The sequence below is a fragment of the Lentibacillus cibarius genome (genome assembly GCF_005887555.1).
Lineage (GTDB): Bacteria > Bacillota > Bacilli > Bacillales > Amphibacillaceae > Lentibacillus > Lentibacillus cibarius.
Genome location: NZ_VCIA01000001.1, coordinates 3,149,851 through 3,176,840, shown reverse-complemented (window position 1 = coordinate 3,176,840; position 26,990 = coordinate 3,149,851). Strand labels below are relative to the sequence as shown.

32 protein-coding genes are annotated in these 26,990 nt (G+C 43.4%); 10 read left to right on the top strand and 22 right to left on the bottom strand.

The features are described from left to right. Positions 1-27: 27 nt before the first annotated feature. Positions 28-1,092, bottom strand: coding sequence for a DUF3231 family protein (locus FFL34_RS15560; RefSeq protein ID WP_138604242.1), 1,065 nt, complete (start codon positions 1,090-1,092; stop codon positions 28-30). Between the two features lie 402 nt (positions 1,093-1,494). Here FFL34_RS15560 and FFL34_RS15555 point away from each other — a divergent pair, with 402 nt between their 5' ends. Next, positions 1,495-2,055, top strand: a complete 561-nt coding sequence (locus FFL34_RS15555; RefSeq protein ID WP_138604241.1) for a DUF3231 family protein — start codon at positions 1,495-1,497, stop codon at positions 2,053-2,055. 166 nt (positions 2,056-2,221) lie between these two features. On the opposite strand, the gene FFL34_RS15550 is transcribed toward FFL34_RS15555, so the two are convergent. From FFL34_RS15550 to FFL34_RS15525, 6 genes are all read right to left on the bottom strand, one after another. Next, positions 2,222-2,551, bottom strand: coding sequence for a hypothetical protein (locus tag FFL34_RS15550; protein ID WP_138604240.1), 330 nt, complete (start codon positions 2,549-2,551; stop codon positions 2,222-2,224). 48 nt (positions 2,552-2,599) lie between these two features. Continuing rightward, positions 2,600-3,013 carry a hypothetical protein gene (locus FFL34_RS15545; protein ID WP_138604239.1) on the bottom strand — a complete coding sequence of 138 codons (414 nt, stop codon included), beginning with the start codon at positions 3,011-3,013 and terminating at the stop codon, positions 2,600-2,602. Between the two features lie 405 nt (positions 3,014-3,418). Then, complete coding sequence (locus FFL34_RS15540; protein ID WP_138604238.1) at positions 3,419-3,601, bottom strand: PspC domain-containing protein; 183 nt, start codon at positions 3,599-3,601, stop codon at positions 3,419-3,421. Positions 3,602-3,756: 155 nt separating this feature from the next. Beyond that, a complete protein-coding gene (copZ, locus tag FFL34_RS15535) occupies positions 3,757-3,963 on the bottom strand; it encodes a copper chaperone CopZ (protein ID WP_138604237.1) in 207 nt (68 codons plus the stop codon). Between the two features lie 100 nt (positions 3,964-4,063). Beyond that, positions 4,064-6,445, bottom strand: coding sequence for a heavy metal translocating P-type ATPase (locus FFL34_RS15530; protein ID WP_138604236.1), 2,382 nt, complete (start codon positions 6,443-6,445; stop codon positions 4,064-4,066). Positions 6,446-6,456: 11 nt separating this feature from the next. Next, positions 6,457-6,747, bottom strand: a complete 291-nt coding sequence (locus tag FFL34_RS15525) for a metal-sensing transcriptional repressor (RefSeq protein ID WP_171046445.1) — start codon at positions 6,745-6,747, stop codon at positions 6,457-6,459. Positions 6,748-6,940: 193 nt separating this feature from the next. Between FFL34_RS15525 and FFL34_RS18850 the strand changes: the two genes are divergently transcribed. Together FFL34_RS18850 and FFL34_RS15520 are read left to right on the top strand one after the other, a co-directional pair. Then, a complete protein-coding gene (locus tag FFL34_RS18850) occupies positions 6,941-7,066 on the top strand; it encodes a hypothetical protein (RefSeq protein ID WP_267900373.1) in 126 nt (41 codons plus the stop codon). A gap of 141 nt (positions 7,067-7,207) precedes the next feature. Further along, entirely contained in the window at positions 7,208-7,603 is a 396-nt protein-coding gene (locus FFL34_RS15520; RefSeq protein WP_138604234.1) for a cupredoxin domain-containing protein, read from the top strand. A gap of 258 nt (positions 7,604-7,861) precedes the next feature. On the opposite strand, the gene FFL34_RS19070 is transcribed toward FFL34_RS15520, so the two are convergent. From FFL34_RS19070 to FFL34_RS15505, 3 genes are all read right to left on the bottom strand, one after another. Continuing rightward, the gene (locus FFL34_RS19070; RefSeq protein ID WP_411712880.1) at positions 7,862-7,939 is read right to left on the bottom strand and encodes a four-helix bundle copper-binding protein; all 78 of its coding nucleotides are present in this window, start codon (positions 7,937-7,939) and stop codon (positions 7,862-7,864) included. Positions 7,940-8,314: 375 nt separating this feature from the next. Beyond that, the gene (locus tag FFL34_RS15510; protein WP_234031524.1) at positions 8,315-8,524 is read right to left on the bottom strand and encodes an SHOCT domain-containing protein; all 210 of its coding nucleotides are present in this window, start codon (positions 8,522-8,524) and stop codon (positions 8,315-8,317) included. A gap of 168 nt (positions 8,525-8,692) precedes the next feature. Further along, complete coding sequence (locus FFL34_RS15505; RefSeq protein WP_234031576.1) at positions 8,693-10,549, bottom strand: copper-translocating P-type ATPase; 1,857 nt, start codon at positions 10,547-10,549, stop codon at positions 8,693-8,695. Positions 10,550-11,549: 1,000 nt separating this feature from the next. Here FFL34_RS15505 and FFL34_RS15500 point away from each other — a divergent pair. Beyond that, positions 11,550-11,741, top strand: coding sequence for a DUF342 domain-containing protein (locus tag FFL34_RS15500; RefSeq protein ID WP_138604230.1), 192 nt, complete (start codon positions 11,550-11,552; stop codon positions 11,739-11,741). A gap of 165 nt (positions 11,742-11,906) precedes the next feature. Here FFL34_RS15500 and FFL34_RS15495 read toward each other — a convergent pair whose 3' ends face one another. From FFL34_RS15495 to FFL34_RS15485, 3 genes are all read right to left on the bottom strand, one after another. Beyond that, positions 11,907-12,128: an FAD/FMN-containing dehydrogenase gene (locus FFL34_RS15495; RefSeq protein WP_138604229.1), complete on the bottom strand. Its 222-nt coding sequence runs from the start codon at positions 12,126-12,128 to the stop codon at positions 11,907-11,909. An 88-nt stretch (positions 12,129-12,216) separates the two neighbouring features. Beyond that, a complete protein-coding gene (locus FFL34_RS15490; protein ID WP_138604228.1) occupies positions 12,217-12,897 on the bottom strand; it encodes a response regulator transcription factor in 681 nt (226 codons plus the stop codon). Beyond that, the gene (locus FFL34_RS15485) at positions 12,884-14,275 is read right to left on the bottom strand and encodes a HAMP domain-containing sensor histidine kinase (RefSeq protein WP_138604227.1); all 1,392 of its coding nucleotides are present in this window, start codon (positions 14,273-14,275) and stop codon (positions 12,884-12,886) included. Before FFL34_RS15485 ends, FFL34_RS15490 begins: the two co-directional genes overlap by 14 nt. Before the next feature lie 161 nt (positions 14,276-14,436). Here FFL34_RS15485 and FFL34_RS15480 point away from each other — a divergent pair, with 161 nt between their 5' ends. Together FFL34_RS15480 and FFL34_RS15475 are read left to right on the top strand one after the other, a co-directional pair. Further along, positions 14,437-14,730 carry a hypothetical protein gene (locus tag FFL34_RS15480; RefSeq protein ID WP_138604226.1) on the top strand — a complete coding sequence of 98 codons (294 nt, stop codon included), beginning with the start codon at positions 14,437-14,439 and terminating at the stop codon, positions 14,728-14,730. Positions 14,731-14,770: 40 nt separating this feature from the next. Then, a complete protein-coding gene (locus tag FFL34_RS15475; RefSeq protein WP_138604225.1) occupies positions 14,771-14,983 on the top strand; it encodes a hypothetical protein in 213 nt (70 codons plus the stop codon). A gap of 92 nt (positions 14,984-15,075) precedes the next feature. Here FFL34_RS15475 and FFL34_RS15470 read toward each other — a convergent pair whose 3' ends face one another. From FFL34_RS15470 to FFL34_RS15435, 8 genes are all read right to left on the bottom strand, one after another. Beyond that, positions 15,076-15,375, bottom strand: a complete 300-nt coding sequence (locus FFL34_RS15470; protein ID WP_138604224.1) for a rhodanese-like domain-containing protein — start codon at positions 15,373-15,375, stop codon at positions 15,076-15,078. A gap of 169 nt (positions 15,376-15,544) precedes the next feature. Then, positions 15,545-16,117 (bottom strand): class I SAM-dependent methyltransferase, encoded by a 573-nt coding sequence (locus FFL34_RS15465; RefSeq protein ID WP_234031523.1) that lies wholly within the window; start codon positions 16,115-16,117, stop codon positions 15,545-15,547. Positions 16,118-16,160: 43 nt separating this feature from the next. Beyond that, entirely contained in the window at positions 16,161-16,943 is a 783-nt protein-coding gene (locus tag FFL34_RS15460; RefSeq protein WP_138604222.1) for a sulfite exporter TauE/SafE family protein, read from the bottom strand. Positions 16,944-17,033: 90 nt separating this feature from the next. Continuing rightward, positions 17,034-17,261 carry a sulfurtransferase TusA family protein gene (locus FFL34_RS15455; RefSeq protein ID WP_138604221.1) on the bottom strand — a complete coding sequence of 76 codons (228 nt, stop codon included), beginning with the start codon at positions 17,259-17,261 and terminating at the stop codon, positions 17,034-17,036. 60 nt (positions 17,262-17,321) lie between these two features. After that, complete coding sequence (locus tag FFL34_RS15450; protein ID WP_138604220.1) at positions 17,322-18,452, bottom strand: MBL fold metallo-hydrolase; 1,131 nt, start codon at positions 18,450-18,452, stop codon at positions 17,322-17,324. Between the two features lie 99 nt (positions 18,453-18,551). Continuing rightward, the gene (locus FFL34_RS15445) at positions 18,552-19,031 is read right to left on the bottom strand and encodes a DsrE/DsrF/DrsH-like family protein (protein WP_138604219.1); all 480 of its coding nucleotides are present in this window, start codon (positions 19,029-19,031) and stop codon (positions 18,552-18,554) included. Between the two features lie 146 nt (positions 19,032-19,177). Continuing rightward, positions 19,178-19,438 (bottom strand): metal-sensitive transcriptional regulator, encoded by a 261-nt coding sequence (locus FFL34_RS15440; protein ID WP_138604218.1) that lies wholly within the window; start codon positions 19,436-19,438, stop codon positions 19,178-19,180. Next, positions 19,428-19,799: a hypothetical protein gene (locus FFL34_RS15435; RefSeq protein ID WP_138604217.1), complete on the bottom strand. Its 372-nt coding sequence runs from the start codon at positions 19,797-19,799 to the stop codon at positions 19,428-19,430. The genes FFL34_RS15440 and FFL34_RS15435 overlap by 11 nt, the downstream gene beginning before the upstream one ends. A gap of 154 nt (positions 19,800-19,953) precedes the next feature. On the opposite strand from FFL34_RS15435, the gene FFL34_RS15430 reads away from it, so the two are divergent. The 3 genes from FFL34_RS15430 (at position 19,954) to FFL34_RS15420 (ending at position 24,342) form a co-directional block, all read left to right on the top strand. Beyond that, positions 19,954-21,603 (top strand): CoA-disulfide reductase, encoded by a 1,650-nt coding sequence (locus FFL34_RS15430; RefSeq protein WP_138604216.1) that lies wholly within the window; start codon positions 19,954-19,956, stop codon positions 21,601-21,603. A gap of 454 nt (positions 21,604-22,057) precedes the next feature. Continuing rightward, entirely contained in the window at positions 22,058-23,644 is a 1,587-nt protein-coding gene (locus FFL34_RS15425) for a peptide chain release factor 3 (RefSeq protein ID WP_138604215.1), read from the top strand. Between the two features lie 35 nt (positions 23,645-23,679). Then, a complete protein-coding gene (locus FFL34_RS15420; protein ID WP_138604214.1) occupies positions 23,680-24,342 on the top strand; it encodes a hypothetical protein in 663 nt (220 codons plus the stop codon). A 102-nt stretch (positions 24,343-24,444) separates the two neighbouring features. On the opposite strand, the gene FFL34_RS15415 is transcribed toward FFL34_RS15420, so the two are convergent. Beyond that, complete coding sequence (locus tag FFL34_RS15415) at positions 24,445-25,929, bottom strand: glycine betaine uptake BCCT transporter (RefSeq protein ID WP_138604213.1); 1,485 nt, start codon at positions 25,927-25,929, stop codon at positions 24,445-24,447. Between the two features lie 201 nt (positions 25,930-26,130). Between FFL34_RS15415 and sdhB the strand changes: the two genes are divergently transcribed. Continuing rightward, positions 26,131-26,904 carry a succinate dehydrogenase iron-sulfur subunit gene (gene sdhB, locus FFL34_RS15410; protein WP_138604212.1) on the top strand — a complete coding sequence of 258 codons (774 nt, stop codon included), beginning with the start codon at positions 26,131-26,133 and terminating at the stop codon, positions 26,902-26,904. Positions 26,905-26,990: the final 86 nt, after the last annotated feature.

The window sequence follows — 26,990 nt, the reverse complement described above, 5'->3', positions numbered from 1 at the left end:
CAGAACGCTTCATTTGTTATCATACTGTTACAATGGGTTCTTCACTGCCTTCTTTCTGTCTGTCGTCAGCGGGGGTTCCTCTAGCCAGCCGTGTTCAATCATCATTTCCTGTGCTTTATTAGTATATAACCCTATTTCACCGATAAACTTAGCATATTTGGCATGGATATCGTGTCTTAGCGTTCTGGCCATTGCTGTTCCTATGTTTTCCAAGCCTAATTGATTCGCTAAAAGCACGTGATACATCATCAGTTTATCACTGAATGGAGGGACCTTAGAATCCGTTACATGCGGATCCATCAGTCTTGGTGTCGGGATGTTATCACTGATTAACAAGTTACCAAACTGTTTAATTTGTTTTTCCGAAAGTTCCCAGCCTTTTTTGAAAAAGTTCCGTAGTTTTTGTGAAGAAGCCGTTTGAGCAAATCCCATCATTAACGCTTTCCCCAACACATTCGTGGAAATATTTAAAACTAAATGTTTGATTTCGAGTCCTGCTAATGGGCGGTTTTTGCCCGTAAAAAAATTATTAAACGACTTGTTGTCAACAAATTCCACGTGTTTAGGATAAGGTATATTTGGTGATTTGATCATTAGTCCTTTTTCCAACATTAAATGGGTTGTCCGTTCATAGACTTCATTTAACTCCTGTACGCCTTGCCGGTAGAAATCAATAACATCTTGCCGAATAGAGGTGGCCATTGCGCGTGTATATTGCCCATATGCGCCGATTGCCATTTCCCGTACATAAAATAACATAAAGGTATCCTCAAATAGCCGTGGTGCGCCCTTATACACATCGGATGTTCCAAACGCGGCAGGAACAGGGATTCCTTCTTTCGTGAACAAGTCGGCAATCGTATTGACATGCCGCTTAGAAATTCCCTGGTCAAATAACAAAATCTCTTTTATTTCCTCATCCTGGACGACCTCCAAGAAATGTTCGAAAATACAGGAAAACATGGAATCACCAATATAATTGGCCCATAAGTCACTTAATTCAGAGACGTTTAGTTTTGAATGCTGCTGATGTTCGCCGATTTGTGATTCAAGCTGTTTATCTTTATCAGACCCATGTTTGTTTGTATCCATTTTGTCTGCCCCTTTCGAAGTGCTACTTTTAATTGTTTAGCATGGTGCAGTCGTTCGATTCAATACCGCTACCAGTATGGCTTTCGCACGTTTTCCACTTGCTTCGTACGACGCCCGTTAGTCACAATTTACTTATGACCTATAGGATTCCAAGCACTCTATAAATTATTCGACTCAGTTAAAATACAGGTATTTGTCGCTAATTAGCTAGTGACATTCATTAAATCGAGTGGAAAATAATTCAGGTAGAAATATAACAGTCAGATCAATGGGAACAGGCCCCCTTTTCTCTGTTTGACGGATTTGAAAGTGGGACAGTAGCCTATCCTCATGCCTCGCATACTTTCTTCATAACGGTCAATACTCTTGGGAGGAATATGACTTTTATGGAGGAGAAATAATATGCAAAAGATTTCGCAGCTATTTGAGACTGCTTCAAATGTTATACAGTCTTTAACAGATAATCAGAAAAACCCGTTACATGTTGGTGAAGTTATGGCGTGCTGGACATACCTTTCTTTCGTAAACAATATTATTATCTATGAAGAAGTAGGACTCAACACCACGACAGATCCTGGCGTAATCGAGTTATACCAAGACGCATTAGCCACTGCCAGATCCCATAAAAAACAATTAACAGAGTTTATGCGAAAGGAAGGAGTAAGGTTACCCACTGCGCCGGAGGATAAGCCCAATTCGGATCCCAATGCCGTACCCATCGGGGCTGGGTTTACAGATAATGAACTGGCCAACACCCTTTTGATCAACTTTGTTGTGGCATCGGATATGTGTGCGGCTTCCGCGAGTCAAAGCCTACGTACCGATGTTGGTCTCATGTTTCTTAAATTTCAGACAGAAAAACTATCCTTAGCTTTTAAAGCAAAGGAATTGATGCAGAAAAAAGGTTGGCTTAAAGTTCCGCCTTTTTATCAGCCACCTGGTGCACCTAATACGAAAAATTGACTTGATAAAGGGACATGAGGACAGGCCCTTATTCCGGTTATCCTTCTCAAAACCGGAGGAGTAAGCCTATCCCCATGTCCGATTGAAAGTAACAAATTACGCTTTATTCCGCTTTTACGCCCTTCGTATTCTAGTACAACCTTTATTCCATTTATACCCAATTGCTTCAATAGTCCAATTGACGTAAATACAAAAGAAGATCCTCTCCGTGTTCTTTAAGTATGTATTTTTGAATTTTACTATCTATCTTTCTTTGTTGTTTATCCTTTTTACTGAATAGGTTCATTAAAAGAAAAACAGGACTACCTCCAACTCCTGCTGCTACACGCGTCCCTGAGAAGAAATTTTCTTCCGGCATTGGCAATTCTGTATTTTGCTGAAATTCTTTTCTATAATACTTGGTAATTAATATATAAGGTGCTTTGTTCTTTAACGCAGAAAGCAACTCCTCAGCATTATTGGCCACAAAGCAATCATCCGATTCACTTTCCTTCATCTTTGCTATCCCTACTTCCGTTGGTTGAAATATTGCTTTTACTTTAACTTATTTTTTTATCTTTGCTATTAACAATGATAAATGAAAGTAAAAATTAGATGCTACAAATCCATATATTGAAAATGAAATAACATCCAATCGATATAGGTTTTGACTTCCTATAATAAGAAAAACAAGCCCTACAACCGCTCCGGCGAGTGAATATAAACCTAATCCAATAAAATATCTTGTCAACTTCGACTTTCTGTTAAATTTTTCAATCGACTTGTCTATAAGGATAGAAAGAGGTAATCCTACAAGAAAATAAAGGGGGCCAGCATAAATAATGACAAGAATAAACGTTTCAAAAAAACCAAAATAATAAACATTAGGTTCACGCTGAGACATAGGCACATAAGAAATCCAAGAATATACTGTTGCAAATAAAACAACAGATAATGCCACTGTTAAAAGCCTTTTCAACGCTTCACCCCCAGCTAATTCAACAATCTGTTCCGTTTGTAGAGCTAATAAGTGCTTTCTAAAATAATCTTTTACACATATCTAATACGCTTTCAAGACCATTGTTATGTAAATCAACTAAATGACGCTTTAATTCAGAACCGTGTATGGAAGTGATTTTAGAAGTACGTGCAACAGATGGTTTTAATAATCCAGCTTCTTTCCAATACTCCAAAACAATATTTTTGATAAATTGCTTAAGTTAAAAATGTATGAGCATTTATGTTACTCAGGTATAATGTATAATCTTTTGGGTTTACGAACCCGAAATATATAGTGACAAAAACCCTAATCCTTAAAGCGTGTTTTATGGATTAGTCTGTACAGTTATTCAAGAATCGCGCCCGTTTAATGTAATACACATCACTACAATGACGGCGGACTATCGGGAATTGTATTTGCAAGAATTATATAAATAAGCAGATTAGCTGGTAAAATAATGAAAAGTATTCTTACTCCAAGAGATGATATACCGAAATATTCAGCAATACCACCACAGACCCCAGATATAGCCTTGTCTGTTGCAGACTTTCGTAGTTTATTTTGCATTGTAATCCCCCTTTTCTTATTCCGTTAAATGGTTCCCATTGCGGAATAAGAAATCTGCTTACAATATAATTATATCAAGATTTTTAAAGTTATCGAACTAGAATTTGACACAAAAAACCGGCTCCCCCATAAGAAGAGCCGGTTTTCCCTTTTTATTAAGCAACGACATCGTAGCCTTGATCTTCTACAGCTTCACGCATAGCAGCAATGGTTACTGCTGCGTCATCATACGTGACATCTACCTTGCCTGAGTCAAGATCAACTTCAACAGTCTGTACGCCTTCCAGACCTTCCAGCGCACCTTTTACTGCACTTTCACAATGACCGCATGTCATCCCTTGGACATTCAACGTTGTTTGCATCATCTATCTCCCCTTTTTCATATATTTATCGGTTTTCCTTTCTACCGACAATATCGAATCATTTTTGTAGCTTAACATGTCCCTTGAGACAAGTTTACCATTATAGTTTCACCCGCTTCAATCGAAGGGCGTTCGACACCACACTTACTGAACTTAGTGCCATTGCACCTCCGGCAATCCATGGTGCTAACAATCCGGCTGCGGCAATCGGAATCCCTGCTGAGTTGTAAGCGAATGCCCAGAACAGATTTTGACGGATATTTCTGATCGTTGCTTTACTGGCTTTGATCGCTTTTGGAATGAGCAATAGTTCGCCACCCAGAATGGTAACGTCGGCCGCTTCAATTGCGACTTCTGTACCTGTTCCGATAGCAATGCCGATATCAGCTACAGCCAATGCAGGTGCGTCATTAATACCGTCGCCAACCATAGCGACCTTCTTATCCTGCATTTGGACTTCTTTTACTTTATCCGCTTTTTCTTCCGGTAACACTTGTGCAATCACCTGATCGATGCCTACTTGACGCGCGATGGCTTGTGCGGTCCGTTCGTTGTCACCGGTCAGCATCACTACTTCCAGACCTTGATCATGCAGCTGTTTAATGGCTTCACTTGCCGTATCTTTGACCGTATCGGCCACTGCGACAATGCCGCGATGTTCGCCATTAACTGCAATCAGCATGGCCGTTTTTCCGTCTGCTTCCAAGCCTTCCATATCCGCATCGGCATCAACATGCACATCATGTTCATTCATCAGTTTGCGATTTCCGACAAGAACTTCTTTACCGGCAATCGCAGCCTTAATACCTTGACCGGGTACGGCTTCAAATGCTTCAGCTTCAGTCATTTCTACGTCTTGTTCCGTAGCATATGCAACAATAGCTTCAGCAAGTGGGTGTTCAGATCCTTTTTCAGCGCTTGCCAACAGCCTTAATGTGTCTGTGTCACCGGTGAAGTCGGTTACTTCGGGCTTACCTTTTGTAATTGTGCCGGTTTTATCCATAATAATTGCATCTAACTGATGGGTACGCTCTAAATGCTCACCTCCTTTGAAAAGGATACCGGTTTCTGCGGATTTGCCTGTTCCGACCATAATTGACGTCGGTGTAGCGAGTCCGAGTGCACATGGACAAGCGATCACTAAGACGGCAATCGCGGCGACCAGCGCTGGCTCAAACGCACCTGGCGAAACGAAGGCAATCCAAATGCCAAATGTGACCACGGCGATACCAACGACAATCGGGACGAAATAACCGGAAATAACATCGGCCATGCGCTGGATGGGTGCCTTAGACCCTTGCGCATCTTCCACAACTTTCACAATTGAAGCGAGTGCGGTATCTTTGCCGACTTTGGTAGCTTCCATTTCCACCGTGCCATTTTTGTTCATCGTAGAACCAATGACACCCGACTGAACTTCTTTTTCTACAGGAATGGATTCACCGGTAATCATCGACTCATCAACCGATGTTTTGCCCTTAACGACCGTGCCGTCAACCGGGAATTTTTCACCTGGTTTGACACGCAGACGGTCCCCAACGGCCACATCTTCCACTGGAATCATCACTTCTTCTTCGTTACGAATCACGCGTGCCTGTTTAGCCTGCAAATCTAGCAATTTCGATAATGCGGCTGTTGTTTTGCTTTTTGCCGCGGTTTCCAGATATTTGCCAAAAAGGATCAACGTGATTAAAATTGCACTCGTCTCAAAGTAGAGATGGGGTTCATATGCCGGGTTGCCAATAGTTTTCAGCGCTTCATACAGGCTGTAAAAGTAGGCGGCACTTGTTCCAAGGGCAACGAGCACATCCATGTTAGCCCCACCATTACGTAAGTTTTTATAAGCACCAACATAGAATTGCCAACCAATAATGAATTGAACCGGTGTTGCCAGCACAAACTGGAACCACGGATTCAACAGAATGGACGGCAGACTAACATCAAACAAATGAACGAGCATCGTTAAGAGAAGCGGTGCAGCCAGCACAGCAGATGTAATCAATTTCGTTTTCATTCGTGTTAACTGCTTTTCTTTCGCACTTTGTTGATTTTCTTCTTCTGTTTTCACTTTCGCGCCATAGCCGAGTTTTTTAATTCGATTAATAATATCAGTTTCTTCCATCAGTCCCGGATTGTACTCGACAGACGCACTTTCGGTGGCCAGATTCACACTGGCTACTTTTACACCGTTTTGTTTATTCAGCACTTTTTCAATCCGGTTCGAGCAGGCGGCACAGGTCATGCCAGTGATATCTAATTCCGCCTTTTCCATCTCAACCCCATAACCCAACTTTTCAATTCTAGCGGATATATCATCAACGGAAACGGCAGAAGGATCATAGTCAACAGATGCTTTTTCTGTCGTTAAGTTAACTTTCGCTTCCACACCGTCCATTTTATTTAATACTTTTTCAACCCGATTCGAGCACGCTGCACAGGTCATCCCTGTTACACCAAGTGTCGTGTGTTCCGATTCACTCATCACTATCCCTCCTATTTGGAAAACTGCTTTAGAACTTCCATCAGTTCATCAATCGCTTCATGACCCTTGCCGGATTGCACTGCATCGCTGACACAATGCTTCGTATGGCGCTCGGCCACGGAAAACCCGACTTTTTTCAAGGCAGCATTGATAGCACTGATTTGCACTAGGATATCCACACAATAACGATCTTCTTCCACCATTTTTTGAATACCCCGTACCTGTCCTTCAATCCGCTTCAAGCGATTGACGACGGCATCTTTTTCATCTTTTGTCCGGGGCGTCACCGGATGATCATGCATGTATTCACCCAACTGCCTCACTCCTTTTTTGTTCTAATTATAGGGTACCCCCCTTATGTATCATTTGTCAATAGATAAAACTTACTTTAGGAACAATTAAGTATCAAACCTTCTATACCCCCTATCGGTACAGCATAATCAACAACACAGTACATATAGTGGTATAGGACAACTTATGATAGGAGTTGAAATAATGTCAGTTCCATTGCTGTTTATCATTGGACTTGTTACCATACAAGTCCTAATCATTATCATTTATGTAACACATTACCGACCATTGATTCCTTCCATGACCGGAATGGACTTACCTTACAAGTAAAAGTTATATTGCTGAATTTTCTTATTTTTCTAACAAAATTGTTCAAAGAGTCGCCATTGTTTCTCGATAAAATCTGCACAAACTGTTCCTACTATGGAAAATGTAAAAAATAAAAGAACTTATTAGTCGAGGAGGGCTATTATGAAAAAAGGTTTATTAGCAATGCTTGTTCTCGGACTGGCACTGTTTCTAGCAGCTTGCGGCGGTGGTGACAGTAACGACAGCAATGGGTCCGACGAAACAGGAAACGATGGCGGCGATGCAGCTGAAACAGCCGGAAGCACAATGGATGTAACAGCAACCAACTTTTCATTTGATAAAGATGAATATACAGTACCTGCCGGCGAAGAAGTAACCGTATCACTGACCAATGAAGAAGGCATGCACGGAATTGGCATTGATGAATTCGATGTGAATATTGAAGGTGAAGGAGAAGCAACATTTACACCTGAAGAACCAGGCGAATATACCATTTACTGCAGTGTTCCTTGTGGTCAAGGACACGCTGACATGAAGTCAACATTGGTTGTTGAATAATACCCGCGATCAAGAAGCTGTTCTGGTAGGATAGCTTCTTGATTTTTATTGAAACGTCGGAGCTTCGGGACTCACAATAAGGCGCGGCTAGGCCTGACTTTTGTAAAAGACGCCAAAACAACCGCTGCCTCAGCTCCGGCGAAACCGTTCAGCTATCACGAAATGAAGATGGTAAAGTTGCCGTGGAATTAACAGATAAGGCATGATTAAAAACATGCGTCCGGTAAGTAATCACACTTCCGGACGCATGTTTTTATATTAGCCAGCCATTTGACGACACGCTTCTGCACATTGCCGGCATATAGCTGCACACTCCTGGCAATGGCTATCCTGCATCTTTTCACATTCTGTTGCGCATTGCTCACATATGGTTGCGCATACGCCACACAACTGTGCTGCAAACGAGCTATTCCGGGACATATATTGCGCTGCCTGCGCACATATCTCTGCACAGTCATTCAATGTCTGAATACAACGCACGCGTGCTTGAACATCCGATTCTTGCAAGCATGCGGTTGTACATTCCTCACAAGCCCGCATACATTTAAGACATGCCTCAATACAAGTATCCATAGTGGTTGGTGATGCCGATAATACCCCCATGTTTGGTCCCCTTTCATTGGTTAGTCCTGATTAGCTTGTCTGGATTGGACCATATTATGCAGGAGAACATCACCGAATTTCTCATTTTGAACATTGTACCATCACTTGTTACTGCTTGTCTTTCAGCTTCTGTTTTAGCCTGTCATATTCCTCTTCTGATATTTCCCCTTTTGCCAGGCGTTCTTTGGCAATCTCTAAGGGGCGTTGTTTACGGCCGCCGTTGACGAAATTTGCAATCAGGACGACCGCCACAACAATTAACCCTATCCATATAATCGCCATCATAATCATCGGCCAATACGATCCATACCCCATCATATGCATAAAATCACCTTTTTTCATTGTTTATAATGGTAGTATACATGAAAAATATCGAGAAATGATGCATTTGTACATGTTTTAAAGTTTTTTCCTTCATTTAACCATTCCCTTTGCAAACAAAAAAGATGCCCTGAAAGATAGATATCTTTCAGGGCATGCTTTTCGTTATGCTTTCAATAATTTAGCGTTAATGGCAACAATAATTGTACTCAAGCTCATTAACACTGCTCCGACAGCAGGGCTGAGCACAATGCCGATTGGCGCCAATACACCTGCAGCAAGTGGAATGGCAACAATGTTATAACCAGCTGCCCACCATAGGTTCTGAATCATTTTACGGTATGTTTTTCGAGACAGCTCCATCAACGATACCACGTCATTCGGATTGCTTTTGACCAAGACCACGTCAGCAGATTCCATGGCGACGTCTGTGCCGGCGCCAATCGCAATTCCCAAGTCAGCGGTTGCGAGTGCCGGTGCGTCATTGACACCGTCTCCTGTCATAGCAACCTTCCAACCCTTTCCTTTAATTGTCTTCACCTGGTTCGCTTTATCATCGGGAAGCACTTCCGCGTAAACCTCATCAATACCGAGTTGGCCAGCGACCCAATCGGCCACCTTTTTATTGTCCCCGGTTAGCATAATGGTTTCGACACCCTTTTTCTTAAGGGATGCGATTGCTTCTTTCGCCGTGTCCCGAACCATGTCAGCCAGAGCTATCATGCCGATTAGTTCATCATCGAGCAGTACAAACACGACAGTTTTCCCTTCTTCGGATAGCTGTTCAAATGTTTTCTGGTCATAGGTCATGTCATTATTCTGTACATAACCGGGACTAACGACATTCACTTTCCGCCCGTCAATAGTACCTTCAATTCCTTTCCCGGTAATGGATTCGAAGGTCTCGATTGTTTTCAGTTCGAGACCTTGCTCCGTTGCCGAGCTGACAATGCCTGATGCAATCGGATGCTCGGAGTTCTGCTCCAAGCTGGCTGCCCATACAAGAACCTCGTCTTTTTCATAATCGCCATTCGGGATTAATTCCGTCACACCAAATTCGCCTTGCGTCAGTGTGCCTGTTTTATCAAAAACGACCGCATTCAGATTGCGTGCACCTTCAAAGTTCGCTCGGTTGCGAATTAACAGACCGCGCTTTGCCGATAAGGAAGTGGATACGGCCACAACCAATGGTGCCGCCAATCCAAGCGCGTGCGGACAGGTAATAACCATAACCGTAACCATACGTTCCAGGGCGACATCAAAGGCATAGCCGAGTGCAAGCCAGATAAATAAAGTGATAAACCCGGATGCAAGCGCGAGATAAAACAGCCATTTGGCGGCACGATTCGTCAGGTCCTGTGTTTTGGACTTGGATTCCTGTGCCTCCTTGACCATCGTAACGACCTGGGACAGATAAGAATCCTCACCCGTTTTCTCTACAGCTATTTTGATTGACCCTTCTTTATTGACCGATCCGCCAATCACTTCATCGTCTTTTTCTTTTTCAATCGGTACGGATTCACCAGTAAGCATGGACTCGTCAATAGCTGACTTGCCCTCATAAATGGTACCATCGACCGGTATTTTTTCACCCGGTTTGATCAGTACATGATCACCTTGTTGTAATTCTGATGTCGGAACGTCGGTCACTTCCCCATTTTCATCGAGTTTGTGCGCTTCATTCGGCATCAGCTTAACCAGTTCTTCCAGTGCATTCGACGCACCCATCACCGATTTCATTTCAATCCAGTGGCCGAGCAGCATAATATCAATTAATGTAGCTAGTTCCCAGAAGAAATCCTTGCCTTCCCAGCCGAAAACAGTCATCGAACTGTAAACGTAAGCGACAAGAATGGCCAGACCAATCAAGGTCATCATACCCGGGTTCTTATTTTTTAACTCACTGATACCGCCTGTCAGAAAAGGCCATCCGCCATAGAAGAATAGAAACGTCGATAGCACAAACACAATGTATTGGTCAAACGGAAAACGCCAGTCCACACCCGCAAAACTCTGCAGCATAGGGGATAAAATCAGGATAGGAATGGTTACGACAAGCGATATATAAAACCGCTTCTTGAAATCGTTTATCATATCCCCGTGATCATGATGGTCGTGACCGCCATGGTCATGGCCGCCATGACCGTGATGGTCGTGCCCGTTGTGGTCGTGACCGCTATGATCGTGATGGTCGTGCCCGTTGTGATGGCCGTGCCCGTCGCCGTGGTCGTGGTGACGATGCTCGTCTTGATGACTGTGGTCGTGCTCGTGATTGCTGTGGTCGTGTTGTGTAGCTACTTCGTGATGCTGCGTATCATGGTTGTGATGCTTATGCTGTTTTTGCTGCTTGCTATTTTCATCATTCGACACAAGGTTCACTCCTTTCTTAGATCCTTCATTAATACAATACCCCAGTAAGGTAACTATTAATCATAACATATCAAATATTTTCCACCACTGCAAATGCTTGTGGTGGTGAGTGACCTTTCGACGAGCGAGACGCCGCGTTCGGGCGCTCATAACCTTGATGAGTTACCTTTCAACGAACGAGACGGCGCATTTGGGCGCTCATACCCTTGATGAGTTACCTTTAAACGAGCTCGGCACTGCGTTCGGGCGCTCATAACCTTGATGAGTTACCTTTCAACAAACAAGACGACGCATTCGGGCGCTCATTACCCTGATGAGTGACCTTTCGACGAGCGAGACGGCGCGTTCGGGCGCTCATAACCTTGATGAGTTACCTTTCAACGAACGAGACGGCGCATTTGGGCGCTCATACCCTTGATGAGTTACCTTTCAACGAGCTCGGCACTGCATTTGGGCACTCATAACCTTGATGAGTTACCTTTCAACGAACGAGACGGCGCATTTGGGCGCTCATACCCTCGATGAGTGACCTTTCGACGAGCGAGACGGTGCATTCGGGCGTTCATTCCCCGGGCGAGCGACCATGTATTTCTACACAAGTATCCCAATAAAATCATAAGCTAACTTGAAAACTATCAGAGGAGTGATTAAGTTGTATTATAACCAGCCCAATATGTGGGGGCATCCTTATCAGCCGAAACGGGAGGAAATGATGATGCCTGCCGATAAGCAGCAGCAGATGATGGAAATGATGAAGGAACATATGCAGATGACAGAAGAAATCAGACAAATGGTGAATGAAATAAACGAAAGGCTTCAATGGATGGAAAGTAAAATGAGGTAGAAACATTATTGTAACTTAAGCCACCTTAACAAAGTGAGAGCTGATTGCGTTTGAACGTAGCTCTATTCGAACAAATTTCCGTAAACAATCGTACTATTAGAAAGACAGGGCTATTTGCTCAGGATAGCCCTGTCTTTCTGTTAGGGGGTTGAAAATAATCAAAAGCTAGTTCGTGCCATGACAATACTGATACATTTGTTCCATTTGCTCTTGGTTCATGTTCGGATGCATATCTTTCATAAAGGGAACCATCTCTTCAAATCTCCAGCCGTTGTGAACGCCATTACCTGGATCAAAGCCGTGGGCACCACCATGTGCGAAAACAACATTACCAATACCCGCTACAAAGAAAACTGCCAGTGCAATCGTTACAAGCTTCTTTTTCATGGTCTATTCCTCCCTTCATTTAGTAGAATACAAAAGAAGTTTGGAGAATCTATCAAGAAACTGTGACAAACCATTGACACCTTTAATATTACGATTTGTTCGTCCATTTATACCCTACACCCCATACCGTTTGGAGGTGTTGTTCGATCGGGAAGCCTGCTTGTTTGATTTTATCCCGCATATTCCGGACGTGTGAATCTACCGTCCGCCCTTCTGTATTAGAATCAAAGCCCCAAATCAGTTCAATCAACCGCTCCCTGGAAAACACCTGATTAGGGTGCTGCAAGAAATAACCAAGCATCATAAATTCTTTCGGTGTCAGCTTGATCGGTTTACTTTGATACGTTAGCTCATACCGGTTTTCATCCCAGACGAGGCCACGAACTTCCACACGATTGGCGGACATATTCCGCCGGAGGAGCGCTTCCATCCTGGCGAGCAGTTCCTCTTCATTAATAGGTTTTGCAATATAATCATCTGCACCGAGCCGTAATCCTTTAACGACATCTTCTTTCTGATCACGGGCGGTTACCATGATAATGGGAACATCCGATACAGCCCTTATTTCCTGACAAAGCTCCCATCCGTCCATGTCCGGCATCATAATGTCCAGTAACACGATATCAAATGATTTCTGGTCCAAATAATCTAGTGCTTCATATGCTCCCCGTGCTTGTTGGCATGTATAGTTATGTGGTTTCAAGTATAGGGTGAGCAAATCCAGCATTCGTTTCTCATCATCGACTAATAACACGTTACGCAATGTCATCACCTCGCTCTAAGGTTATCGTGACACGGGTTCCTTTCCCGTGTTCACTGTCTATAGCAATATGTCCGCCATGAGATTCAACAATTTCTTTAGCGATGGTCAGTCCCAATCCCGAACCACCGCTCTGACGCGATCGGGATTTCTCAACACGGTATAAACGATCAAAAACATGCGGCAATTCCTTAGCAGGGATTCCCTCTCCACTGTCAATAATCGTGATAACAACCGCTTCCTTTTTTGCGGTAGCTTCCAAACTCACTTCACTACCTTTATCGGAATGTTTTTTAGCGTTATCAAGAATGTTAATTAATACTTGCTGCAAGCGTTCCGGATCAACAAAGATGTGCATGCTTTCCTCAGCACAATGAACGTTTAGAAAAATACCATCTTCTTCAAACAGCGGTTCCATTCGTTCGGCAACAGTGTATATCAGCTCACATAAAAGCGTGTCCTCCCGTTCAATAACAAATCGGTTCTGATCCATTTTGGCAAGGTCGAACAAATTTTTAATAAGAACAGATAAATGTTCTGACTCCTCGCGAATGATGGCGGTATATGTTTTCACTTCCGCTTCGGTCATATTTTGCCGACTGATAATATCGGCATAGCCTTTTATGTATGTGATCGGTGTTCGTAATTCGTGTGAAATACTTGCCAAAAATTCCTTCCGCTCCCGTTTCAGTCGATCGAGATCTTCTGATAGTGTGGTGATTGCTTTGGCCAGTTCACCCAGTTCATCTTTTCTTCCTGTAGTCAAAGCTACTTTGTGTTTACCTTTATTTAAATGCTCCGTTGCTTCTTTCATTTTAATCAACGGTGATGTGATCAGTCGCGACAGAACAATAATGGTAATAATTGTCATCGTTATCGTAACCAGTCCGGCAAACACAAACTGCTTGTTGAGCTGATTCAAAATCCGTTTCACGTAGTCCGTGTCAACAAACATAAAAACATTACCTTTGTTATCCCCATTTGATGTAATCGGGCTTGCTGTAGCAATGTATGGCTTGTTTTCCCAGTGGTCTTCAATCACACTGCCGGATGCAGGCAGTTTTTCTTGATTGGAGCGGGCAATCAACTCCCGCATTTCCTCATGTATCTCATTGGATTGAACAACGACCTCTCCACTAGCATCCGTAATAATGACGGAAAAACTGGAAGCTGACTCCATCATCCTTACATGCTCCAGTGTTGACTCGTCATATTTCTCTTCCAAAACATTACGGTGTGTATTCCCGCGTGCCAGAAGACTGTCCATCACTTCATTGATGCGCTCATTGGCCAAGCTCGTATACAACAAAACAAACAGAAATGATTCAATAATTAATAGAAAAACGAAAAAGAGCAGTCCGATTTTGATGGACAATTTATTGAGCATTACTATCCCTCTTTCAAGCAGCTAAACGCCTATTCCATTTTACATTATATATGTCCAGAATTCATGCAGTTTAACGACCAACTAGATCCTACAAAAGCCAAATCACCCTGCTTATGTGTGATATCCGTGGCTAAAGCGTTGATGTTTCCTGTAATCCGTTGATGTCTGCTGCTAAAGCGTTGATGTTTCTCCGTAATCCGTTGATGTCTGACCCTAAAGCGTTGATGTTTCACCGTCATCCGTTGATGGCTGCGGCTAAAGCGTTGATGTTTCTCCGTAATCCGTTGATGTCTGCGGCTAAAGCGTTGATGTTTCTCCGTAATCCGTTGATGGCTGCGGCTAAAGCGTTGATGTTTCTCCGTAATCCGTTGATGGCTGCGGCTAAAGCGGTGATGTTTCTCCGTAATCCGTTGATGTCTGACTCTAAAGCGTTGATGTTTCCCGTAATCCGTTGATGTCTGACTCTAAAGCGTTGATGTTTCCCGTAATCCGTTGATGTCTGACTCTAAAGCGTTGATGTTTCTCCGTAATCCGTTGATGTCTGCTGCTAAAGCGTTGATGTTTCACCATAATCCGTTGATGTCTGCGGCTAAAGCGTTGATGTTTCACCGTCATCCGTTGATGGCTGCGGCTAAAGCGGTGATGTTTCTCCGTAATCCGTTGATGTCTGCGGCTAAAGCGTTGATGTTTCACCGTCATCTGTTATAAAAAAGCCATAAACTTCTTATCATACTGAAGTTTATGGCTCAAGCCCCTCTCGTCATAATGGGGATATAAACTGATCCGGATTCTAGAAACTTTTATTTCTCCACTTCGCCGTCCCAGGCCAGCATTCCGCCATCAACATTGGTCACATCATAGCCTTTACTTTCCAGGAATTCACTTGCTTTGCCACTGCGTCCTCCTGAACGGCAAACCATGTAGTAATGCTTTTCTTTGTCCATTTCGTCAAGACGTTCCGGTATTTCACCTAACTTGATATGCTTGGCACCGGGAATCTTACCCTGTGCCACCTCTTCATCTTCGCGTACGTCAATGACATGTACGTTTTCATTGTTCCTTATTTTCTCCGCCAATTCTTTCATATCAATTTGTTTCATTAGTGACTCCTCCCGATTTCGTTATAGTGATATTACAACTCTCTTATTATACAGTTAAAAACCTTTGCTATCAGCCAAAACGATATTGTTATGATTATAAATATTTGGGTGAAAAGTTCAATATTCGCTGGAGAAAGGATACACTTGATGTGATATGCCAGTCAAACGATTAACGCTCCTCTTTTTGCGCTCTAATTGCGTAGTGCTCAGGACCAGGATGGAAAATTTCCGTACTAAACCCGTGTTCTTTCAGTGTGCTTTCCATTTCCTTTGAGGGGATTCTTATTTCAAGCGGTGGGCCTGATTCCGATTCTACTGCTTCCCAATCCATTAGCAACAAATATCCCCCGGGTGTAAGAATCCGTTTCATTTCATCAATCGTTCGGTCAATACTTCCTACTTCATGAATGACAAACGCATTTAAAACTCGGTTCACAGATTGTTCCGCAAGATGGATATGTTCAAGGTCACTTTCTATCAATTTGATATTTTTTATATTTTCCTGGTCTGCATGTTGCTTGAGTCTTTCGAGCATTTCCGGCTCAACATCCACAGCATATACATCTTTTTCCGTCTGTTTGGCTAAAGGTATGGTAAACAAACCCGGGCCCGCACCTAAGTCTGCAACGGTATCAACTTCGGACACTTGTAAATAATCAATTACTTTTTCAGGTTGTAAACTTCTTTTCCGTTTTTGATTTAGTAATTTATCAGCGTTTTTTGGATCAAATCGTTTGTTCACGATGACATCACCTCATACAAATTGTATTCCAACAAACCGTCTTTTAAAAGAAATCCACCCAAATTTTAATAGCGGTTCCTAAAATCAAGACAGCTAGTATTCCTTGCAATACTTTCGTGTTTATCCGTTTACCCGCATTGGCTCCTAATGGGGAAGCAATTAAGCTTGCGACAATCATGATAACAGCAGGAATAAACAGCACTTGGCCTGTCATGATTTTTCCGGTAGTGGAGCCGATGGATGAGATAAACGTGATTGCAAGTGATGATGCAATCGTCATGCGTGTCGGTATCTTCAAAACGAGCAGCATAATCGGCACTAAAATAAAGGCTCCTGCAGCTCCGACAATCCCGGCACCAATTCCAGTTGCAAACGCTAGAACGGCGGCAAGCCATTTATTAAACGAAACCTGATCAAGCGGAATATCATCTATCTGTTTCTTAGGAATAAACATCATAATTGCGGCAATGCTAGCCAGCACGCCATATACAAAATTGACTCCGCCATCCGTCATGAATCGCGATCCGTACCCACCAATAAAACTTCCGACCAGGATACTAATCCCCATATAAATGATTAGTGTTTTGTTCAAATAACCGCCTTTGCGATAAGCCCAGACACCACCAATAGTAGCAAACAGTACCTGAATGGCACTAATGCCGGACACCTCGTGCGCACTAAAAGCTGATAATCCGATGAGCGGCGGTATATATAAAAGCATCGGGTATTTTACAATTGATCCGCCAATTCCAACCATACCGGAAATAAATGAACCAGCAAAACCAATAATAAAAAGAACAATCATGAATAAAAGACTATACTCCATACCCTTATCCCCCCTTGAAAAGCCCTAATAGCAGGTATGCATAAGAAAAACACCGGCACCCGCTATAACAAGACGAGTGCCGCGCTTTTGTTAACCTTTTTTAATCCAGAATTTCAAAACTTCACCTTCTGTTTCTTCCTTAACTAGTTCATGACCACCTGATTTAGCCCATGCGGTTAGGTCGCTTTTAGATCCTTTGTCCGTAGTATGAACTTCCAATACGTCACCTGTGTTCAATGCTTCCATAGCCTTTTTAGTTTTAACAACAGGCATAGGGCATGCTATACCTTTTGCGTCCAATACTTTTGTTGCTTCCATCGTTATTCCTCCTATCATTTTTTATACAAATGTTTTTTTATTCCATTTTAATAACTATACTCAGTCATGGACTGCACACCGGTTTGGCCCGATTTCCATTTCACGTTGTTCTTCATCTTCCGGATTCATTTTACCCATATTGGTCTTGCGGATATTTTCATATTCATTCGGCTGTGGTGGCAAGTTTTCTGTCACCATCGTACGGAATGCTTGCTCTTCATCTACTTGTAGGCCTTCGTTGTGTTGATACAAATCACCGAGACGTGCCTGGACACTGCCATCCTCATTAAGTTCTTCTACAAATGAATAGTGTGCAGGCAATACCACCAAATCACCAGACAATTCCTTATAACGGCGGTACAAGGTCTCGCGCAAGTCATCCACCCAGTCATCTGCTTTACCGGCCAAGTCCGGACGACCAATGGATTTAACAAACAGAATGTCACCTGTCAACAAATATTGATCATCAATTAGCAGTGATGTGCTTCCAATGGTGTGTCCCGGTGAATAAAGCGGTTGGACTTTGACGGTTGTTGTGCCGACTGTGATATCTTTTCCTTCTTCCAATGGGACATAATCATAAGTGACTTCCCCGGCATCTTTCGGTGGTAAGTGATACGTTCCGCCCATATTTATAGCGAGCTGGCGTCCACCAGAGATATGATCTGCATGCAAATGAGTGTCGATGGTGTATTTGATTGTGACGCCTTTCTTTTCAGCAAACTGTTCATAAATATTCGTCATGCGGTTGGCGTCCAGGACGGCTGCTTCGTTTTCCGAAATAACCATATAAGATAAGCATCCCTTGCCAAGACGAACAAACTGATAAAGACTTCCACCGTCATTCAAATCAGCAATTTTTACAGGCTCCAGATGTTCACTCCATGCTTTCATACCACCTTCTAAATCATAGACATTCGTAAATCCTTCTTCCTCCATCATTTCGGCAACCATTTTGGAGGAGCCGCCTTTTGCGCAAACAACGATGATTTCCTGATCTTTGTTTATTTTCTCAGCAAGCGTTTCAACACCATCAAGCAAGTTAAAGTAAGGCTCATTGATGACGTCAACGCTATCACCCTCAATCTTCCAGTCAGCAAACTCATCCGTGTTCCGGACATCCAGAATAAGCGTTTCCTCACGATTGATTACACGTCTTGCAAGTTCATTTGTCGTCATGCTTTGCGACATAATAGAAAGCCTCCTTTTATCCTTTTTCAATATCAGTGACATGTCGACATCTTTGAATGATACTGCATCTACAAAATTACCTATAGGGGTATATAAAAGTTAAATAAAAAGACTAATATTTCCCTCTTCGGCTTCCCCAACGTAAGCAGCAACACCACCGTATTCAATGTCATCAAGCAGTTCTTCTTTTTGCAGTCCAAGCAGATCCATGGTCATGGTACAGGCAATCAAGTTGATATCCTGTTCCTGGGCCATTTCAACCAATTGCGGTAGTGGCATGGCATTGTGCTTTTTCATCACCTTTTTAATCATTTTCGGACCCATGCCAAGATAATTCATTTTAGACAGGCCCATTTGATTCGTTCCCCTTGGCATCATTTTACCAAACATTTTTTCCATTAATCCTTTTTTAACCGGGGTCTGATTTTCCTTACGCAATGCATTTAACCCCCAAAAGGTATGGAATATGGTTACTTCGTGATCGTAGGCTGCTGCCCCATTCGCTATAATATAGGCAGCCATCGCCTTATCATAGTCCCCACTGAATAACACGATTGTAGTCTTCTTTTTATCGGTCACAATGAACCACCTCCATGTTTAGGAATTATTATCTTATATACATATACCTGTACGGGTATACAAACGAGCAATAAAAAAGGTTAGCACAAACACTGTGACTTAACCTATATTCACTTTATAATAGTTCGAGTATTTTGTCAACCCTTTTATCTGCTTTTAACAAGTAAATCAACTGCCTCTTTCACCAAATCACCCGAGCTTTCTCCATCCATTTTCTCTTCACGGATGCATCTTTCCAAGTTCTGACTAACGATTAATGCGAGCGTACGATCAAGTGCATTTCTTACGGCAGACATCTGTGTTACCAGCTCACGGCAATCTTTTTCCTCTTCCATCATTTTCATGAGCCCTCTGACTTGTCCTTCAATACGTTTTACGCGATTTTTTACGTCGGATTCATATTGCATGGTCATAATCCCCCTTCCTTTCTTCTTTCAGCATGTGATAACCAATAATGTTTATACCCTTCTTTTTCAAGAAACGTGCTCCCAAGTTTTTGTCTTTATAGTCTGAAGCGATAATGACTACTGGTTTATCGGATGGTATTTCATGAATATACCGCTTTAAATATGGGATTGGAAGTTGATATGCACATTCGATTGGATCACGGGATGAAAGCTGAAAATCCCTTGTGTCAACAAAGACAACCGCTTTATGATTCCATGATACCGAATGTAACGGCATATTTTCAATCCCCCCCACTGGAATATAGCGGCGATAAATGAATACAAGGAGCGTCGTCAGTATTAAAGCGAATGCCAGTATCATATGTCTCTCCTTTTAAATGGACTGCTTTTAGTATATACCCCTGGTGGTATTTTGTCAACAAGTGATTTAAATCATTGCATACCCCCGTGGGTTGTCATATAATTCCCGTATACCCACTGGGGTAGAATTAAAATTTTGAAGGAGAATAGTTGATATGTCCAAAAAAATTATTATTGTTGGTGGCGTGGCCGGCGGTTCAACGGCTGCAGCCAGACTAAGAAGATTAGATGAACAGGCTGAGATTATTTTGCTGGAAAAGGGACCTTATATCTCTTTTGCCAATTGCGGCCTTCCTTATTATATAGGAGAAACAATTCAGGACCGAAATAAATTGCTTGTGCAAACCGCCGAGGGTATGTCTGCACGGTATAATATGCAAGTCCGTACGTCCAATGAAGTAACCGCGATTGACCGATCTGCCAAATCTATCACTGTAACCAACCTTGAGACAGGTGAAACGTATCAAGAATCTTATGATGAGCTCATTTTATCACCTGGCGCTCGTCCGGTTGTACCTCCTATCCAAGGTATTCAGGAAGCTGAAGAACTTTTTACTTTACGGAGCGTACCTGACACCGACCGCATAAAGACCTACATCGATGAGCAGCATCCGAAGCACGCTGTTGTAGTCGGTGGTGGTTTTATTGGACTGGAGATGGCGGAAAACTTGCGTGATCGTGGGCTAGACGTAACAATCATTGAAATGTCAAGCCAGGTGATGGGTCCTATTGATTACGAAATGGCTTCCATCATTCATCAGCACCTTATCGATAAAGGAATACAATTAATTCTAGATGATGGTGTGCAAGCTTTTGAGGATCATGGACGTAAAGTTATAACAGGTAATGGTTTAGAGATCAACACAGATATGATTCTATTATCTATCGGTGTCCGTCCTGAGAACGAACTAGCAAAAAATGCCGGACTATCCATAGGCGAGCGCGGCGGCATTCAAGTGAACGACCAACTACAAACAAATGATCCGCATATATATGCCATCGGTGATGCGATTGAAGTAAAAGACTATACAAACGGGCAGCCAACGATGGTGCCATTAGCTTGGCCGGCTAACCGGCAAGGACGGATTGTGGCAGATGCTATTTATGGAAGAAAAGCAGCCTACCATGGTACACTAGGCACGTCGATTGCAAAAGTTTTCGATTATACGGTAGCGGCAACCGGCAATAATGAAAAAACACTAACCAAACTCGGTGTGCCTTATGACGTGGTCCATGTACATCCCGCTTCCCATGCCGGGTACTATCCCGAAGCTAAGTCCATCGCATTGAAGCTTATTTTTGATAAAGAAACAGGCAACATTTATGGTGCACAAGCTGTTGGTATGGACGGTGTTGACAAACGAATCGATGTCATTGCAACTGCCATGAAAGGTGGATTAACCGTTATGGACTTGCCAGATTTGGAGCTTGCCTACGCACCACCATATTCATCAGCAAAAGACCCGGTGAATATGGCTGGCTATACTGCCACCAATATGGTAGAAGACATGACACAAACTGTTCAATGGCATGAAATAGATGCTATCGCTAAAAACGGTGATACATTGGTCGATGTTCGTAACCCACACGAATTGGAACAAGGGTACATTGATGGCGCTATCAACATCCCACTCGATGATTTGCGCGACCGGCTCGATGAACTGCCAGCCAACGAAACCATTTATGTGTACTGTCAGGCAGGACTGCGTGGCTATATTGCAACACGCATTTTGGATGAAAGCGGATTTCATACCATCAATCTCGATGGTGGCTGGAATACGTATGCTGCCGCTTATAACAAATAGGCCTGTTCTCTAGGGTGAAAAATACCACGCTCAGAGGTGGAGTCTGAATATAATCAGACGCTTAACTTCAAGATGATCTGATAAACTGAATCCAGGTTAAAAGAGAAAATAAGGAAAATCCGAACGAGATGCAACATCTTCCTCAAAGGTGTCAAATCGGTTCGGATTTTTTTATAGGTCGTTCTCTCTCACCAAGCTAAATTAACAGCGGGAGGAAAACTTTCGCGGACTTCTGATTCTGATAGCGTCGAAAACTAAGCCCGTTTTTATTCGCTATTTATATCAGAAGTTTTCATGATGTCCACCGCCCCATTTGACGAAATCACCCCAACGTGCTATTTTATGATGGTGATTGTGTAACATAAACCAACAAATGTGCAGGACACCCTCATTTTCACATCCCCTTACTCACCTCTTCAGAACAACAAGCTATTCTATATGGAAGGGATTGTTTATGACGATACATGATGAAGTGAATAAACGAAAAACATTTGCCATTATTTCCCACCCGGACGCGGGAAAAACAACGATGACCGAGAAACTGCTGCTGTTCGGGAATTTAATCCGCTCAGCCGGAACTGTTAAAGGGAAAAAATCGGGAAAATTTGCCACGTCCGACTGGATGGAGATTGAAAAGCAGCGCGGCATTTCCGTCACCTCCAGTGTGATGAATTTTCCTTATAAAGACTACCAGGTCAACATTCTGGATACCCCAGGCCACGAAGATTTCAGTGAAGACACGTACCGAACGCTTACCGCGGTGGACAGTGTTGTCATGATTATTGACGCGACCAAAGGGATCGAGGCGCAAACCATCAAATTGTTCAAGGTTTGTAAAATGCGTGGGATTCCGATTTTCACCTTTATTAATAAACTGGACCGGGAAGGCCGCGAGCCGCTAGAGTTACTGGAAGAAATCGAGGAAGTCTTGGATATCGAGACTTACCCGATGAACTGGCCTGCTGGGATGGGCAAACGCTTTTTAGGGACATTCGACCGGTACAACGAGCAATTCATTCAGTATAACGGCAACGAAGAAGAGACATATATTCCATATGCAGATTTGGATAACCCGGAATACACGGAGCTGGTTTCCGACGCGACGTATCAGGCTGCCAATGATGAGCTTGCCCTCGTTGAAGAAGCGGGGGATGACTTCTTGCTTGATGCAGTGTTGGCCGGTGAGCAGACGCCGGTCTTTTTCGGAAGTGCGCTAGCGCCATTTGGTGTGCAATCATTTTTCGATACGTTCATTTCCATGGCACCAGCACCGGCACCGCGTAAATCAACCGAGGGAGTTATTTCGCCGGATAACCCGGACTTTTCCGGGTTCATTTTCAAAATCCAGGCCAACATGAATCCCGCCCACCGTGACAGGGTCGCCTTCCTCCGGGTATGTTCGGGAAAATTTGAACGTGGCATGAGTGTGAAGTTAGCACGAACCGGCAAGCCGATCAAGCTGGCTCAGTCCCAGCAGTTCGTAGCTTCATCGAGAGGCACGATTCAAGAAGCTTATGCCGGCGATATTATCGGCATATACGATCCGAACGCCTACCAGATTGGAGATACATTGCTGGAAGGCAAAAACCTTTTTGAATATCAGGAACTCCCGCAATTTCCGCCGGAGCAATTCCAGCGTGTTACTGCTAAAAACGTCATGAAAGCAAAACAGTTCAAAAAAGGCATCGAACAGCTCGTCCAGGAAGGTGCGATTCAGCTGTATAAGCATTACCGTTCCGAATCGTACATTTTGGGTGCTGTCGGGGAACTGCAATATGAAGTTTTTCAATACCGGATGAAAAATGAGTATAACGTCGACGTCATGCTCGAACCAATTGGCGAACGAGTCCCCCGCTGGCTAAAGCCCGACCAGGTCGACCCGTCCCTTTATGATGAACGTAACATGCTGGTCCGGGATCGATATGACAATTATGTCGTCCTGTTCAAAAATGAATTTTCCATGAACTGGTTTAAAGATAATCACCCGGACATTGAGCTAATTGACCTGTTTGACGTCAACCAGTATGACCGGACAACGTAACAGCTATGCCAATAGGAGCACACAGGATTTCCAATGTGAAATTCTGTGTGTTTTTTTATGGTCCATTAATTTCGAGGTGGCGCTGGCATGATGTTCGCCGCTATTCCGTTGATGTTGACTGCTATTCCGTTGATGTTGACTGCTATTCCGGTGATGTGCCTCCGTATTGCGTTGATGTCGGCTGCTATTCCGGTGATGCGCCTTCGTATTCCGTTGATGTGCTTCCGTATTCCGGTGATATTGGCCGCTATTCCGTCGATGTGCCTTCGTTTTCCGGTGATGTTGACTGCTATTCCGTCGATGTGCCTTCGTATTCCGGTGATGTGCTTCCGTATTCCGGTGATATTGGCCGCTATTCCGTCGATGTGCCTTCGTTTTCCGGTGATGTCGACTGCTATTCCGTTGATGTGCTTCCGTATTCCGTTGATGTTGACTGCTATTCCGTTGATGTGCCTCCGTATTCCGTTGATGTCGACTGCTATTCCGTTGATGTGCCTTCGTATTCCGTTGATATCGACGCTATTCCGTTGATGTGCCTTCGTATTCCGTTGATGTTGACTGCTATTCCGTCGATGTGCCTTCGTATTCCGTTGATGTGCTTCCGTATTCCGGTGATGCGCCTTCGTTTTCCGGTGATGTTGACTGCTATTCCGTCGATATCCCAGCCCCATCCGGTGATGTCTCCCATGATCCGTTAATGTTCCCTCCCGACCCAGGTGGCGATCAAACGGGCCCCCAATACCAAAAAACTGCCCAGGTCAATCGAATGACATGACCTGGACAGTCCACACAAAAACATTTCATTTCCAATTCTTTTCTTTATCTTTTTTCAAAGCTTTATAAAACGATAAAACCATCAGCAGCATGATAAATGAGAATGGTAATGCCGCTGAGATAAGCGCATTTTGCAGCGCCTGCAGTCCCCCGGTATATAACAGAACCGCTGCAATAGTCGATTGGGCCAGTCCCCATGTAAACTTAACTGTTGTCGGTGGTGACATGGATCCATTGGTCGTCTGCATCCCAAGGACAAACGTTGCTGAGTCGGCCGATGTAATAAAGAACGTACTAATCAAAAGAATCGCCAATATGGACAACACCATGCCTAGCGGAAATTCGTCAAACATCCCAAACAACGCCTGTTCTTTAGGGAGTCCAGCAATATCTGCGCCTTCATTTTGTGCTTCAATTCCGGAAATACCAAACGTGGAAAACCATAGAAAACTGACGACGGTGGGTACAATTAACACGCCGGATATAAATTCCCGTATCGTACGACCTTTCGATACCCGTGCGATAAATATACCGACAAAAGGTGCCCAGGCAAGCCACCAAGCCCAGAAGAATACCGTCCAATCAAGCACCCATTGCCGCTCGCCTTCATCGTTAGGCGCCAGTCGGAAACTTTCCCGCGGTAGCTGCTGGATGTACTCCCCAACCGTATCCATGAATGAATTGATAATATACAGTGTTGGACCGATGACTAACGTGAAAAGGAATAGCACTGCAGCTATACCCATATTCGCATTACTCAAATATCTAATGCCTTTACTCAGCCCAGTATATGTTGAGATCATAAATAAAACAGTCACGATCAAAATGATAATAAGCTGCACCCAAAAGTTATTCGGAACATTAAACAAATAAGCAATGCCCCCATTCACTTGCGTTGCACCAAACCCAAGCGTTGTAGCCACTCCGACGATGGTTGCAAAGACAGCAATAATATCAATCACTTTCCCGGTGAACCCTTTCATCTTATCACCAAACAAAGGCTCCAACGCCGCACTGACCAGCCCCGGTTTTTCATGGCGAAACATAAAATACGACAACACCAGTGCAATGACCGCATAGATGGCCCATGCATGAATACCATAGTGAAAGAAGGTAACACGTAAAGCATCCTCAATCGCTTCTGTTGTGCCAGGTTCAGCCATCGGTGGATGTGTGGCATAATGGGATACCGGTGAGTAGACACCATAAAATACAAGCCCGATACCCATCCCGGCACTGAACAGCATGGATAGCCATGACGAATAGCTAAACTCTGGCTTTTCCCCGGGTTTTCCTAATCGAATTTTGCCATACGGACTAAATACCAAATACAGGCAAAATAAAACAAACAGGGTTACAATCAACAAATAATACCAGCCAAATTTGTCAGATATATAGCCCATCACCGCACCCGAAACATCCTCAAACTGATCCGGGACAACAATGCCCAATAAAGATAAGCCGACAGTAATGGCCAGCGTAATCCAAAAAACAACCGTCACCTTTTTCATCTTTCAAACCTCCCACTAGGAAAATTCAACTAATCCTGCAGTTAGTTTTTCAAACAAAAACCAAACTATACAATAGATGCGTGGACAAACACTTGTTTTGCGAATGATTTCAGTTCCCTGCTGTATAGAATAAGTTTTTTTTCCAACACTATAGAGAGACTCGTAAATAAAACGGCGGAAACTGGATAGGAAGGTGAAAACATGACAGTAACAAAGGAAAAAACGGAGACCATTCATCTGATTATTGAGCGGCAGAATGACCCTGATTCACCGGCTTATAAAGAAGAATTCGCGATTCCTTACCGATCAAATATGAACGTCATTTCAGCTTTAATGTCTATTAGAGAAAATCCGGTAAACAAAAACGGTGAGGAAACAACACCCGTTCAATGGGAAATGAGTTGTTTGGAAGAAGTGTGTGGAATATGTTCCATGGTGATTAACGATGTACCGCGCCAGGCTTGTTCCACATTAATTGATGAACTTGAACAGCCTGTCCGAATACAGCCTATGCGCACTTTTCCGGTTGTTCGCGATTTAATCATTGATAGAGACAGCATGTTTGAATCACTTAAACAAGTCAAAGCGTGGATACCTATCGACGGTACTTATGATATCGGCCCTGGTCCACGCATGAATGAGAACAAGCGTGTCATGGCATATGAATTGTCGAAATGCTTTACGTGCGGTGTTTGCCTCGAGGCTTGTCCAAATGTTAACGACAAAAACGACTTCATGGGACCGTTTGTTTTTCCCCAAGTCCGTCTGAAAAATGCGCACCCAACCGGCGAAATGAATAAAGGGGAACGCATAGAATCATTTATGGATGATGGCGGGCTGCAGGGGTGTGGCAACAGTCAGAATTGTGTACAAGTCTGCCCCAAAGGCATTCCCATCACAACATCCATCGCAGCGGTGAACCGGGAAGCCACACTACAATCGTTTAAAAGCTTTTTTGGAAGTGATCGATATTAAGCAGCCTGAACTCGAGGCTGCTTATTCTTTTTGCATCGCATCTACTCTGCCAATATCTGTACAAGTGCGTGTTCAAACAACTCCTA